General features: G+C 36.5%; 11 protein-coding genes. 5 read left to right on the plus strand and 6 right to left on the minus strand.

Annotated features, from left to right (window positions below; translation table 11 throughout):
* The first annotated feature begins 103 nt into the window (after window positions 1–103).
* A complete protein-coding gene (locus O4O04_RS17140; RefSeq protein ID WP_272532994.1) occupies window positions 104–2,104 on the plus strand; it encodes a methyltransferase domain-containing protein in 2,001 nt (666 codons plus the stop codon).
* A 93-nt stretch (window positions 2,105–2,197) separates the two neighbouring features.
* Here the strand turns inward: O4O04_RS17140 and eat are convergent, their stop codons facing one another.
* Window positions 2,198–3,616: an ethanolamine permease gene (gene eat / locus O4O04_RS17145; protein WP_272532995.1), complete on the minus strand. Its 1,419-nt coding sequence runs from the start codon at window positions 3,614–3,616 to the stop codon at window positions 2,198–2,200.
* 30 nt (window positions 3,617–3,646) lie between these two features.
* Between eat and O4O04_RS17150 the strand changes: the two genes are divergently transcribed.
* Window positions 3,647–4,015, plus strand: a complete 369-nt coding sequence (locus tag O4O04_RS17150) for a cupin domain-containing protein (RefSeq protein WP_272532996.1) — start codon at window positions 3,647–3,649, stop codon at window positions 4,013–4,015.
* 6 nt (window positions 4,016–4,021) lie between these two features.
* Here O4O04_RS17150 and O4O04_RS17155 read toward each other — a convergent pair whose 3' ends face one another.
* The 3 genes from O4O04_RS17155 to O4O04_RS17165 are packed head-to-tail and all read right to left on the minus strand — an operon-like array spanning window position 4,022 to window position 7,023.
* The gene (locus O4O04_RS17155; RefSeq protein ID WP_272532997.1) at window positions 4,022–4,420 is read right to left on the minus strand and encodes a rhodanese-like domain-containing protein; all 399 of its coding nucleotides are present in this window, start codon (window positions 4,418–4,420) and stop codon (window positions 4,022–4,024) included.
* Window positions 4,421–4,444: 24 nt separating this feature from the next.
* Window positions 4,445–5,539, minus strand: a complete 1,095-nt coding sequence (locus O4O04_RS17160; protein ID WP_272532998.1) for a DUF1574 domain-containing protein — start codon at window positions 5,537–5,539, stop codon at window positions 4,445–4,447.
* A gap of 2 nt (window positions 5,540–5,541) precedes the next feature.
* The gene (locus O4O04_RS17165; RefSeq protein ID WP_272532999.1) at window positions 5,542–7,023 is read right to left on the minus strand and encodes an MBOAT family O-acyltransferase; all 1,482 of its coding nucleotides are present in this window, start codon (window positions 7,021–7,023) and stop codon (window positions 5,542–5,544) included.
* 102 nt (window positions 7,024–7,125) lie between these two features.
* Between O4O04_RS17165 and O4O04_RS17170 the strand changes: the two genes are divergently transcribed.
* Genes O4O04_RS17170 through O4O04_RS17180 form a run of 3 tightly spaced genes read left to right on the plus strand, consistent with a single transcriptional unit; the run spans window position 7,126 to window position 10,664 of the window.
* On the plus strand, window positions 7,126–7,929 hold the full coding sequence (locus O4O04_RS17170) for a FecR family protein (protein WP_272533000.1): 804 nt from the start codon (window positions 7,126–7,128) through the stop codon (window positions 7,927–7,929).
* Window positions 7,929–8,843, plus strand: a complete 915-nt coding sequence (locus O4O04_RS17175; RefSeq protein ID WP_272533001.1) for an LBF_2017 N-terminal domain-containing protein — start codon at window positions 7,929–7,931, stop codon at window positions 8,841–8,843. Before O4O04_RS17170 ends, O4O04_RS17175 begins: the two co-directional genes overlap by 1 nt.
* Window positions 8,844–8,855: 12 nt before the next feature.
* Window positions 8,856–10,664 (plus strand): PP2C family protein-serine/threonine phosphatase, encoded by a 1,809-nt coding sequence (locus tag O4O04_RS17180; protein WP_272533002.1) that lies wholly within the window; start codon window positions 8,856–8,858, stop codon window positions 10,662–10,664.
* Between the two features lie 88 nt (window positions 10,665–10,752).
* Here O4O04_RS17180 and mnmE read toward each other — a convergent pair whose 3' ends face one another.
* Window positions 10,753–12,156: a tRNA uridine-5-carboxymethylaminomethyl(34) synthesis GTPase MnmE gene (gene mnmE / locus O4O04_RS17185; RefSeq protein ID WP_272536136.1), complete on the minus strand. Its 1,404-nt coding sequence runs from the start codon at window positions 12,154–12,156 to the stop codon at window positions 10,753–10,755.
* A 2-nt stretch (window positions 12,157–12,158) separates the two neighbouring features.
* Window positions 12,159–12,881: an RNA-binding cell elongation regulator Jag/EloR gene (gene jag / locus O4O04_RS17190; RefSeq protein ID WP_272533003.1), complete on the minus strand. Its 723-nt coding sequence runs from the start codon at window positions 12,879–12,881 to the stop codon at window positions 12,159–12,161.
* Between the last annotated feature and the right edge of the window lie 9 nt (window positions 12,882–12,890).

The following is a 12,890-nucleotide window of genomic DNA, read 5'->3' on the forward strand; positions in this document are numbered from 1 at the left end:
TTGTCGAATTCACAAAAAGGAGCAAGAACGATTTTTTTTTCCCAATTCACTTGCCGAAAATAAGAAGGAATTGATAAACTTAATTCAAGAAGAAATTTCCTAAATGACTCTCACCATTAAACTCGCTGAAACTGAAGAAGAAAAGTATAGAGTATATGCTCTTAGGTACGAAGTTTATATTGAGGAACTCGGGAGAACTCAAGTTCACGCTGATCATAAGAATCGTTTGATCAAGGAACCTTGGGACGACACAGCACATATTTTATACGTTCAAGACGATGACAAAATGGTTGGGACAATGAGAACCAATCGTAAAATTGATGGGCCAATGGAGTATGAAGAGCTCTACGATCTAGAAAAATTCGCTCCTTTCTATCCAAATGATGTATCCATGACAACTAGGCTCCTCGTTCGAGATAGCTACCGCAATTCCATGGCAGCGGGTATGATGTGCTTACGGGCTTATGAAATGCATAGAGAATGGGGTATCAATTTGAATTTTATTGATACAAGACCTCATTTAGTTAGGTTATACCAACAACTCGGATATAGATTCTATAAAGAAAATATCCATCATCCAGAATTCGGGAATGCCATTCCGCTTGTTATTATTCTTAATGATTATGAATATCTAAAAGAGGTTAGATCTCCGTTCATTCGTGTAGCAAAAAGATTCACGAACTCAAGGGACGAAGCTAATTTATTTGCAGAAAAATTTGCAAAATATTCAACAGTAAAACCACTCTTCTCTATGGGACATGATGTCCTCTGGGATACGTTCACAACTCAAGTGAACATGGATCCTTTGAAAGTTTTAACCTTTCTTAGTGGGTTCGATCCAGAAGAAGCAAAAAAATTATTAGGGCAGCTAGATCTTCTTGAATTCGAAGTAAGCGATATCGTTTTTGAGAGGGGTGATGAGAGCGAAGGCATGTATTGCATTATGGAAGGATCGGTAGAAGTTGTTATACCTGGTCCAAAAGGTGATATAATTCTAGCTATATTAAACCAAGGAGAAATTTTTGGCGAGCTAGGCTTTGTCTCTAAGATCAAGAGAACTGCAACTATTAAAGTACGCGAACATTCGAAAATTCTTTTATTGAATCAAAAAGAATTTGTTAAATTAGAATCGAATTACCCAGCACTCGCTTTGAAACTTCTGACAAATTTATTCAGTATATTGGTAAATCGATTTAACGAAAAGCACGAAGCATTGATGGAAGCAAGATCTATGCTTGATAATTTGATATCTGGCATTGGTCAGTCTGAAAATGAAGAAGGAAAAGAAAACACTATGAGTGAAGATAAATCAAAAGGATCCTATGTGGTTCATGAATTTGCTGATTCCCAGGCAGAATTAGATCGATTGAGATTTCAAGCGAAAGCCGGATTTAGCCTTGAGAAAAAAATGTTCAAATTATTTAACATCAATTCTGAATCTAAAGTTTTGGATATAGGTTGCGGTCCAGCCTTCTTTGCAAATGAAGTCTTCCAAGAATACAAACCAAAAGAATTGCATGGTATCGAATTGGATTCAAATCTTATTTCTATCGCCAAACGTGAAATGGGCGGTGTTGATGGAATGCGATTTACTCAAGGTACGGTTTACGATCTACCTTTGGAGGATGCACAATACGATTTAGCTTATTCTAGATTTGTTTTTCAACATTTAGATGATCCAACTAAAGGTATCAAAGAATTGAAAAGAGTCATCAAACCAGGCGGAACTGTAATTATCGAGGACATTGATGACGGATTATTGTTTCTTGAGCCACCACCCGCATCTTATGATTTAGTGCAAGGTACATCTGAGAGAATGCAGAAAGAACTGGGTGGAGATAGACGGATAGGAAGAAAACTTCATACTCTTATGAATGAAGTAGGTTTTAGCAAAATATCAATCAAATACCTTGCAATAAGTTCCACAAAAGTTGGAATGGAAGCGTTTATTTTTGCTGGATTCGGATTTAAATTCGATCACCTCAAAAGATCTGGTGCTTCAGATGCTGAAGTAAATAAAGCAAAAGAAGAATTCTTTGCATTGGTCAAAGATCCAAATGCTTATGGAACGCTGATGCTTGTATTTGCTGTCGCAACTGTTTAGTTCATTAGAATACTCTATTTTCTGCAATTAAGACTGGCAAGTTTTGATTGCAGATTCAAAAATGAGATAGAAATAGATTTCTTCTATTAAGCATTAGAAATCAGTATCTCCCCGAGAAAGAGGGGATTCATCTTCTTCGGGAGAGAGAGATCCTTGAGGTATTCGACCTAGATTCTTGATTACTTTTATTTTGAAGAATAGAGTAATCATGATTAGGAGAATCGCCATTATAAAGAAAAGCTCTTTATAAAAAGTGATCATAGACAATAAACATATAATTCCCATAACCAATGCGATACCTGGAACTAGCGGATATCCTGGTACTTTGAAAGGACGAGTCCGCTGAGGGTCAATTTTTCTTAGAACAAAAAAAGAAGCCATGCTGATCACATACATTCCACAGGCACCCATCGCTGCCATTGTTATCAATTGATCTGTATCACCAAGACCCAACGCAACAAGTCCAATTGCCCCACCACATAACACTGCATTGGCTGGAACCGCATTTTTTTTGGAAATTTTGGCCAAGATCTTTGGTAGAAATCCCTCACTCGCTAAGGCATAAATTTGTCTTGAATAGCCAAGTATAATTCCCATCAAAGATGCAATCAGTCCAAAAAGTCCGATTGATGTGAAAAGATTCGCTTGCCAAGATCCAATTCCATAAACCTGTCCAAGAACAAAAGATAATGGGTAACTCAAATTTTTGACAGAATCCGTTGATGATACACCAGCAGTGAGAAAAAGAACACCAAATGCAAGTAGTATAAGTGTTCCGATTCCAGCTGTGTAACCTATAGGAATATTTCTTGTCGGATTTTTTACTTCTTCGGCTGCCATAGCAACACCTTCAACAGCAAGAAAAAACCAAATCGCATAGGGAATAGAAGAAAAAAGTTCTTTCCAATGGAAATAATTTATTGCAGGATCAAGTTCTGTCTGTGTTGCTTTATTGGCAAAAGGTAGGGAAATTACAATTCGATCTAAACCTAAATTATCCCATTTGAAAAATGGAATTGTCAGAATGAAATAGAATAGCAAACCGCACACAGCTATGAGAGTTACACCTAACTCAAATCTTGCGGTCTGCTTCACTCCTAGTAAGTTCACTGAGATCAATAATAAAAAGAATACGAAACTCGCTATCATAGGATTTATTGATGGAATTAGAAAATGAAAGTATCCTCCCAAAGCTGATGCGATAGCTGGCGGTGCCAGAACGAATTCTACCAATGTAAAAAATCCGGCAAAGAACCCACCCCAAGGACCAAACGCATGGTAGGCATATGCTGAGGGACCGCCAGAATGCGGAATAGAAGCTGCAAGCTCTGTAAAACTCAAAGAAAAAACTGCATAAAATATCGCTACAAAACTAACTGCAGCAAAAAATTCCCAGAAATTTGCATGAACCCATCCATAGTTCCATCCGAAGTAATCACCCGAAATTACTAACCCAACTGAAATTCCCCATAGATGAATCGGTCCCAAAGTTTTCTTAAGTTTCGTTGCCATTGATTCAATCAATCCTTATGTCTAACATTTGTGACCAATACTAATTACATCCATCAAAAAAACCCAATTAAAATTCCCGTACCAGATCTAAAATTGATTGAAGAACATTTTGGCAATGTGGCAACTTCGAATTCTGAAATAAGCATTGCACATATGATTGCACCCCCAGGTTGGTCTGAGCCTCACCAAACACCAGAATTCGATGAATACACTTTGATGGTGAGAGGCAAGAAATTGCTAGAAATTGATGGAGAGAGAATTGAATTGTCAGCTGGACAATCTCTATTGATCAAAAAAGGAGTTCGTGTTCGCTATTCGAATCCATTTGAAGAGGAAGCAGAATACTGGGCTATTTGCACGCCGGCCTTCCATCCTAATCGCGTGCATCGCGAAGATTAAAGTAAATTATTTTTGTACAATTACTTTAGCAGCATTTTCAAGATCTTTTAGTCCGCCCGCATTGATTACATCTTTGTAACCGAATCTTAGAAGTATATCTCTTGCGGATGCACTTCTTCCACCTGACGCGCAGTAGACTACAATACATTTATCCTTGGGAATTTCTGACAATCTTGTTGAGACTGCGTCTAAAGGAATGTTTACCGAATTGGGATAAGATCCTGAGTTGTATTCTGATACGGTACGAACATCCAATACAAAAGCACCATTCTTTATTTGTTCAATTCCTTCCAATGCTGCTTGACTTGCACCCAACTTGACTGGTCTTGAACCGAATCTCATTACAAGAAAAATTGTAGAGACCACAAGAGTGATCACCATGATTGCAATTCCCATTTTTTTCATCCACCTAACCTATATGATTGTAAATTATTTCTTTGTGTTATATGATCGAATTACATTTTCAAAAATGTAATCAGTATAGTCTCGATAGCATTGAGGAGCCATATGTCCAGAATCTGAAAACAGATCACAGTTATAATTCGGATCTTCATTCATATTCCAAAAATCAACAGATTTGTCTTTTTGAAATTCTATCACAACAGGCATCCATTTATCATAAACTGTACCTTTTTTGTCTCCGACAATGTTCACCACATCATTTTTTATATGGCCATAATAAGGACGAGATAGCCTAACCCATATCGCAGCATGCGGGATTTGCATTCTTTTCAAGATGTCGTAACTTCCATCCAGAAAATACTTAGGAAATTCAGTATATTGAAACGGAACAAGATAGGAATGAAAATCACCTCGAGCTGATTTCTTGAGCATTTCTGCGGGCATCACACCACCGAAACTTCCCGGAGTCTGCGCACTTCCCCTGCCCTCTCGCAAACTTAGCTTGAGGCCATCCCTTAGATTACGGAAGGCATATAAAATTGCGAAGTCGTCTTTTATACGATCCAAAATAGTTGCGAGTTTCGGACGATAGTGATAGGTTTTGAACATGCGCTTAGCAAGCAATGTGGAAATTTGTGAAGTCGAGTATTGATCAAAATGCCTAAATACAAAAAATATGGACAATCCGTTCGTTAATACATCATCTAAACTTATAACAGCCGCTTTGTTATATGCTTCTACAGACTGATCCATGAGAACAAAATCCGGTTTTACATTTTCCTTCTCGAATCGCTCCAGCCAAAACAAAGCATAGTCAGGAGTTCCTCCAGGAACAGAAAAATTAAATAGTGTCCAACCTTTGTATTTCTCTTCAATATATTTATTCTCAAAAAGTAAAGCACGTGATGTTCCAAAATAAACCAATACTTTATTGCGATCTTTACTAGATAAATAAACTTTTAGATCATCATAGAGTTCTTCTTTCTGGATATAATTGATCTCAGACATTGTTTTGGAAAAATAAGTCTGAATTCTCTCGGACAAAAGAATCTTATCAATGGTAAAAGCTATTGCAATTACAAGAAATGGAACTAGCAAAAATTTATTTTTATAAATATCCATAATTAAAATTTGAAATAAATGAATTCCCCTCCATCCTGAGATAAGGTCGCTAGAAGAAAAATTGTTATCACTCCAAGTGTGGGCATGAGATAACTATCATGCTTTCTAAATCGATCTAAGAGATTGGGAAAATACTGGATCACATGAAAAATCACAAGTGCAATAAACATGTAGGAAACTCTTTCTAAATTGGCAATTTCTTCCATGCGAAAAATTTCTTTGCCACCAGTTAATTCGGCTAGATCAACCATCCAACCAGCATTTTGCTGAAATAATTTATCAACTAGCAATTGCTTCGAATGCAGAAAAAGTCCTTTAAACAAAACTACCATTGATTCAGCACTATTGGATCGAAACATAAGTCCACTAATTGAAAAGAGTATAAAAACGATAAAACCCTTTATCACTTTTAAAGGTAAGCTCTTCTGCGGAGTAAGAGGTAGTCCGTATTTATCCTCCAATGCACGTTCCGATGCGAGAATAACTCCCCAATAAAATCCCCAGACAACAAAGGTATAATCTGCACCATGCCAGATTCCACCAATCGTCATTGTAATAATCAAATTAAAATATCCCCGCCACTCCGATACACGAGAGCCACCTAACGGAATATATATGTATTCACGAAGCCAGAAAGATAGAGTAATATGCCAACGACGCCATAGTTCTCGACCGGATGTTGCGAAAAACGGAGCCTTAAAATTCTCCGGAATTTCAAAACCGAGGAATAGAGCAACTGATCTTGCCATATCGGTTAAACCAGAAAAGTCACAGAACACTTGAATAGAATAGCATATACCAGCCATAAATAAAGAGAAAGAATCATAGATACCAGGATCTGCAAAAATCGGCGATACTGTTGAAGACATCGGATCTGCGACTAGAACTTTTTTGATGAGCCCACTCATCATCAAATAGCCAGCTCTATACATTTTTTCTCGATCAGGAGAGAGCTTGTCTAAGTTGGGGAAAAATTCCTTGATCCTCATAATCGGACCTGCGATCAAAACAGGAAAGAAAACTACGAATAAATAGTAATCTAAAATAGGGATCGTTGTTTCTGGTGGAGTACGTTTTGTATCCACAGCTGCAGCAATCATTTGAAAAGAATAAAAACTAATTGCCATAGGAAGTGCAATATGTACTATGTTAGGGATTTCTTGAAAGAATGGATAACCGGTTGCATCAGCCAGAATCTGATTCACAAAGTAAAAGTATTTGAAAAAGGCTAAATTGAGAATATTCAGTAAAACTGCTATAGTTACTGGCCATTTCCTATCAGGTTTAGAAATAATTGCCCGATATAGAATGTAATTCAATCCAACGATTGACAATAAATGAATGGCAAATGAGAGTGAGAATAACGAATAGAAAACGATTCCAGCGATTAGAAGAAATTTCTTTCTGAACGTAGATGGAACCGACCAGTATATTAAATATACAAACGCAAAGAAGAATAAGAAAGGAATCGAATTGAAAAGCATTTCAAACCGTAAAAACTGTTTAGAATACAATTTCGCCTTCGCTATTATTGTCAATTACATATGCAATATTTGTAAAAAATGAGGAATTGGAGTGTCAATTTTATGTGGCAAGAAATTGTAAAATATCAACTTAAGTTGATCATCATTTTGTTATTATTATTTAGTGTTTTCTCAATCAACAGTATTGAAAAGCCACCTGGCTCCAAAACCATTGTGGTAAAAAAAGGTGAGACACTTTCTTATATTGCTAAGACCCATCTTTCGAATCCAAGCCGCTGGAAAGAGTTACTCAAATACAACAATATTCCCAACCCGAACTTAATCATTCCGGGTCTTGAGCTGGTCATTCCAGCCCATTTAGGCAAAGCTCCAATCGCTTTTGCCAATTTTCTTCTGGGAAAGGTAGACTGGAGAGCAGCTGAAGGTTCTCAAGAATGGAAACCACTCAAACGAGAACATGGCCTATTTCCTTTGGATACAGTTCGTACGCTCGATAAGGCTAAAGCCGATTTGAGTATCGAAGGAACCGGAACTGTAAGATTGAATGAAAATAGTCTTCTGCAGATCAATTCACTAAAAGACGAAAAATCCCCACCTTCTGTCTATTTAAGAAAAGGTAGCCTTGATTCTTTCATAAGCAAATTAATAACAACTGATTCACAGAAACCAGCAGAAAGGTTACAAGTTGTAACTGCTAGTTCTGTAGCAGGCGTTAGGGGAACGGAATTTCGCGTTGAGATTGGTGATAAAGATAGCTCTACCATTTCATGTTTTGATGGCTTGGTTACTGTCTCCGCTCAGAATAAGACAGTGGAAGTTCCCAAAGGTTATGCAACCTATGTCGAGATGGGTAAAGCACCCGTCGAGCCGTTCCAAATTCCAAAATCTCCGAAGGTAGAAAAATAATGTCTAGAGCGAGAATATTAGTATTTGGATTACTATTCTTTGCTTTATACTCAGTTGTCATCGCTGAGACTGCATTTCAGATTACTACCGATTCTGAACCTGACAGTCATCATGAAATTGAATTTTTAAAATCACAAACCGATGATAAAAATTCTGAAATATTAAAATTCAAAAGCAATCAATTCAAATCTCCAGTCAACAAGGAATATCCTTACTTTAGAGTTAGAAGAGTTGGTCAATATGATGCTATGGGGTTTTGGTCGGATATCTATTCTACCAAGGATTTTATAGGGTCAGAATCTGCAAAAAAGATTATAGAAACCGCTCCGCCGCAATTCAGTAAAGGAGAGGATGTATTCATTGTTATAGAAGAGAAAGGCAAAAAGCTGTATTATTTAAATGGTGACAAAGTAGGAATTGCGGTTTCTTCAACGGATGAAGGCAAAACAAAAACCTATTACAGATTGAATGGTGGTGAATGGAATATCTATTCTAAAGAAGGACTCCGGTTTATTCAAGATGGTGAATACCAGATGGACTATTATTCTGAAGATCGGATTGGTAATCGAGAATCAGCTAAATCCGTTACATTTATTGTAGATATTAAACCTCCTGAATCTCAGATCAAAATAGTAAATGATGATCCGATTGGTGCTGAAGCAACAGGATTTATATCTGCTAGGTCATTAGTGCAAATCGATAGAATCGATGAAGTAAGTGGAATAGAAAAATCATTTTATAAATTTCTATGCAATGGTGGAAAATCAAGCGATTATAGAGAATACGAAAAGGCATTTGTGATCACAGAACCAATCAATTTCTGCAAATCAGGTTTCCAAATTCAATATTTTTCTGTGGATAAGGTAGGGAATCGTGAGGACGCTAAGACTTATTTGTTTTCCTACCAGCCGTAAGCAGTATTAGAAATGGTTTTTGGTCAATTGATTAAAATTAAAAAGAAAACATCTGATTTCATCTTCTATTTTATATTATTCAATTCTCTACTAACAATTCCAATTTCCATTTTTGCACTTTTTTTATTCAGTAACTATCATACTACTTTAGTAGAAAATTCACAAGAACTACTTTTAGCTAAGGCAAAGGCTGTTGCAGCAAGCCTTGAGAACTCGATCAAAGACAGAGTATACCCGAGCAATAAAGCAAAAGAATTCATCAATGTTAAAATCCAACCGCAAGGTAAAATTTTCAATCAGCAAACATTTCAGTTAATTCGAAACAACGATAGAATTGAATTCGAGTATCTTAGAGAGAACAACAGTCAATTGGAAATCTGGAGATTCAATGGAGAATTCTTAGTCGATAAATTGTTGGATTCTGAACATATAACCAATCAAGAGACAGTTTTTGTTCAGAATCAGTTTAATACTGTAGGAATTTCAAGCCTAATAGAAGAGGACTTTCAAATCAGTCCGAATTGGCAGAAAATTATACTAACAGCTGATACATTCGGACTTATGTCTTTATTTAGCAAAGAAAGTAAAGGTTTTTTCGTTGTCTCATCCAAGATGCCTACATTGCCCTTTAATGTAATCTTACTTCGCTCAAGAAATGATATTTCCAATTCTGTTTTGCAGGGATTGATAAAACTTGCCTTGAGTTTCTTATTGATAATAACCCTTGTATCAACAATCTCTTTCTTCTTTGCAAAAAATATTGACAATACAAGAAGCGAACAACGTAAACTCTATTCATTTGTAAACAATCTACCTATCGGTGCGATTCTTGTAGACAAAGAACTCAATCCATTAATATCGAATATTATAATAGAATCTATTCAGAGAGATGAAAAAGATTTCTGGAATCAAGTGATTCGTGAAGCACAATTTCGAATTCAAAATTCCAAATCCAATATTCTGAAGCAGGTATGGGAGATTCAAAATGAGAAAACTTGGGAGATTACACTATCGCCTTGGTATGGAGATCTTGATATCGCCGAGGGTTATTCTTTTATATTAAGAGATTTAACTGCAAAAAAAATCATGTTCGAACATGAGATGCAGATGGCGAAAGCAATCCAAGAAGAATATCTACCCAATGATGAAGAAACATTTGAAGGATTGAGTTTCAAAGTATATTATAAGCCATACTATCAGGTTGGTGGAGACTATTATGATTTTATCCAACTGGATCGGAATCGTTATTTGTTTGTTATGGCAGATGTGATTGGACATGGTTTGCAAGCAGCAATGATGATGACAGTTGTAAAAGTTTTATTTTTGCAGATTACTGCTACCCATAATGATCCGAAAGATATTTTGATTCAACTCAGCCATAGCATCAAAACAAGTCTACCTCCTGGCAAAGCGATTGTCCCTCTCCATTTCTTGATTATTGATACATCGTCAAAGGTAATCGAATATGCAAATGCTGGACATCCAGGTTTGATCTATCAGGAATTTTCTAATCCTGAATTATTAGAAAGTTATGATACTCTAAATCCAGTAATTGGATTTATGCCATTCACGAATCCGAAAATTGTCTCTTTCAAATACGAATCCAAATCAAGATTCTTTTTATATACTGATGGCCTCATGGATGTTAGAAATTCTCATTTTGAATCATTCTCAATTAATAGAATCGAAAAATTTCTAAAAGAGAATTGTCACCTAAATCCTGAGGTCCTATCTAAAGAGCTTGAAAATGAACTTATTAATTTTGCTGATGGAGAGAAATTCCCCGATGATATTACTTGGTTCGTAATTGATACAGAATAACCGAAACAAAACAAAGCTTGGTAAATGATGGATTTGTAATTGATTGAATATCAAGAACAATTGAATTGAATTATATTGAATTGCTTGCCTATTTACCAACACAGAAAACTGAAAATATACGACCTAACACTTCTTCATTGGATACAATTCCATTGATCTGCCCTACTTGCAATACGGCTTCATCAATTTCTTGAACTACAATTTCTGCAGGTGCCTGATTGATAATTAAATCATTTGCTCGACTAAGAGCTGATACTATCTGTTGGAAATGGTATTTATGTCGATCTTCTAGCATCACATATTCTTCGGTTAAACTTGAATCAGACAAACGCTCTTCTATCAAACGAATCAGCTGGTCTACACCTTGTCCTGTTTTACAAGATAGTTCAATGATACCATTTAGATTGCCATTATCAACTAATATTAACTTCAATCGTTCAAAGAGATTTTCTTCTTTCCAGGAAGTATGAGAAATATCTACTTTATTGATTACCAATATAGATGAGGTAAGATACAAACGATTCGTTTCCATCCATTGATCAAGATTCATTGGCTTAGATGAATCCAAAATAAACAGCTTCAGGTTTGCATTTTCTGCTTCGCGGAGACTTTGATTGATCCCTAACTTTTCTATAGAATCATTGGTTTCACGAATTCCCGCAGTATCTACGAGCTGTATGGGAATTCCAGAAATGCTCATATCCTCAGATATATAATCTCGAGTCGTACCTGGAATATCGGAAATAATGGAACGATCTTGACCAAGCAGCTGGTTCATCAGACTCGACTTACCAACATTAGGTTCACCGAACAAAACGACTCTTGATTTAGATATCAAGTTGTCCGCTTTGGATGACTTGACTAGAATATTCGAACAAAGTGTCTGGATTTTGACAATTCGTTCCCTTCTTTCTTCTAGTGATTCAAATGTAAGGTCTTCGGTCGAGAAATCAATTTCCGCTTCACATTCTGCCTTAATTCCAATCAATTCACTTCGCAATCTCGATGTTAGTTTATGTAGGTCTCCAAATAAATTCTTTTGTGATAGTTCTAATTCGAATCTTGATCTAGAATGGATAAGTCTACCGATTGCTTCTGCCTCAGTCAGATCCATTTTTCCATTTAGAAAAGCCCTTTTCGTAAATTCACCGGGTGCAGCAGGACGAATTCCTTCGGTGACAAAAAGATCAATGACTTGCCGCAATAGAATTGGATTGCCGTGAAAGTGGAACTCAGCTACATCCTCACCTGTGAACGAATTAGGATTCGGGTAAAATGTATAAATAATTTTGTCTATGAGAACTGAATCATTTCGGAATTCACAAAACAGTGATTGCCTAGATGATTTGCGAATTCGTTCTTGTGTGAGTGGAGAGTTATTGTAGTAAAGAAATTGGGATGAAATGGTAAGAGTTGCAGGACCTGAGATTCGAACGATTCCTATGGCTCCCATTCCAGGAGCCGTAGAAATGGCAGTGATTGTATCACTGATTTTCATTCAAAGAACTCTTCATCCTCCGCAGGAAGTCCTTGTGGGAATCCTTTCTTAGCAGGTTCGACATCTTTGTATTTGTGCTTATCCTTCATTGAGATCACGCGAACTTTTTTGAATGTTCCATTGCCTTCTGATCTGGTAAATACTTTCTCATCCTCTTGCAGCGCCATATGAATGATTCTTCTTTCAAAAGGATTCATTGGTTCAAGCAATCTTGACTTTCCAGTTTTTACTACTTGAGATGCAACAGATTTACCTAATCGAATGAGCGATAATTCCCTCTTATCTCGGTAAGATTCGATGTCCAAGACAATTTTCCTTCCATGTCGAATCTTGGAATCAACCATAAGATTCAGAATGAATTGAAGAGCATCAAGGGTGGATCCTCTCTTGCCAATGATCAACCCTGATTCTTTACTTGCAAGTTCAACATAGATCTTGCCATCAACATCACCCATACCAACAACTTCTGCATCAATATCCATCTTATTCAAAATTGTAAGAATCACACCATGTATGATCTTTTCAGATGGTATATCTTTGTTCGAGACGTAAGCACGAACGACTGCTGGTTTTTTCTGAGTGATTCCAAGAAATCCAGATTTACCAGATTCTACGACTTCAAACCTAAGATCACCTGGTTCCAATCGTAGAGTTTTAAGCGTAATTTCTTCTGCTTCTGATCTAGATTTTCCTTCTGCTTCGAAAATATAATTATTCATATTTATCCT

The organism is Leptospira sp. GIMC2001, from assembly GCF_028462125.1.
GTDB lineage: Bacteria > Spirochaetota > Leptospiria > Leptospirales > Leptospiraceae.

Excerpts from the sequence above, each read along its gene's own strand:
- O4O04_RS17140 (WP_272532994.1), top strand. The coding sequence starts at position 104 with ATGACTCTCACCATTAAACTCGCTGAAACTGAAGAAGAAAAGTATAGA.
- eat (WP_272532995.1), bottom strand. The coding sequence starts at position 3,616 with ATGGCAACGAAACTTAAGAAAACTTTGGGACCGATTCATCTATGGGGA.
- O4O04_RS17155 (WP_272532997.1), bottom strand. The coding sequence starts at position 4,420 with ATGAAAAAAATGGGAATTGCAATCATGGTGATCACTCTTGTGGTCTCT.
- O4O04_RS17160 (WP_272532998.1), bottom strand. The coding sequence starts at position 5,539 with ATGGATATTTATAAAAATAAATTTTTGCTAGTTCCATTTCTTGTAATT.
- O4O04_RS17165 (WP_272532999.1), bottom strand. The coding sequence starts at position 7,023 with ATGCTTTTCAATTCGATTCCTTTCTTATTCTTCTTTGCGTTTGTATAT.
- O4O04_RS17170 (WP_272533000.1), top strand. The coding sequence starts at position 7,126 with ATGTGGCAAGAAATTGTAAAATATCAACTTAAGTTGATCATCATTTTG.
- O4O04_RS17175 (WP_272533001.1), top strand. The coding sequence starts at position 7,929 with ATGTCTAGAGCGAGAATATTAGTATTTGGATTACTATTCTTTGCTTTA.
- O4O04_RS17180 (WP_272533002.1), top strand. The coding sequence starts at position 8,856 with ATGGTTTTTGGTCAATTGATTAAAATTAAAAAGAAAACATCTGATTTC.
- jag (WP_272533003.1), bottom strand. The coding sequence starts at position 12,881 with ATGAATAATTATATTTTCGAAGCAGAAGGAAAATCTAGATCAGAAGCA.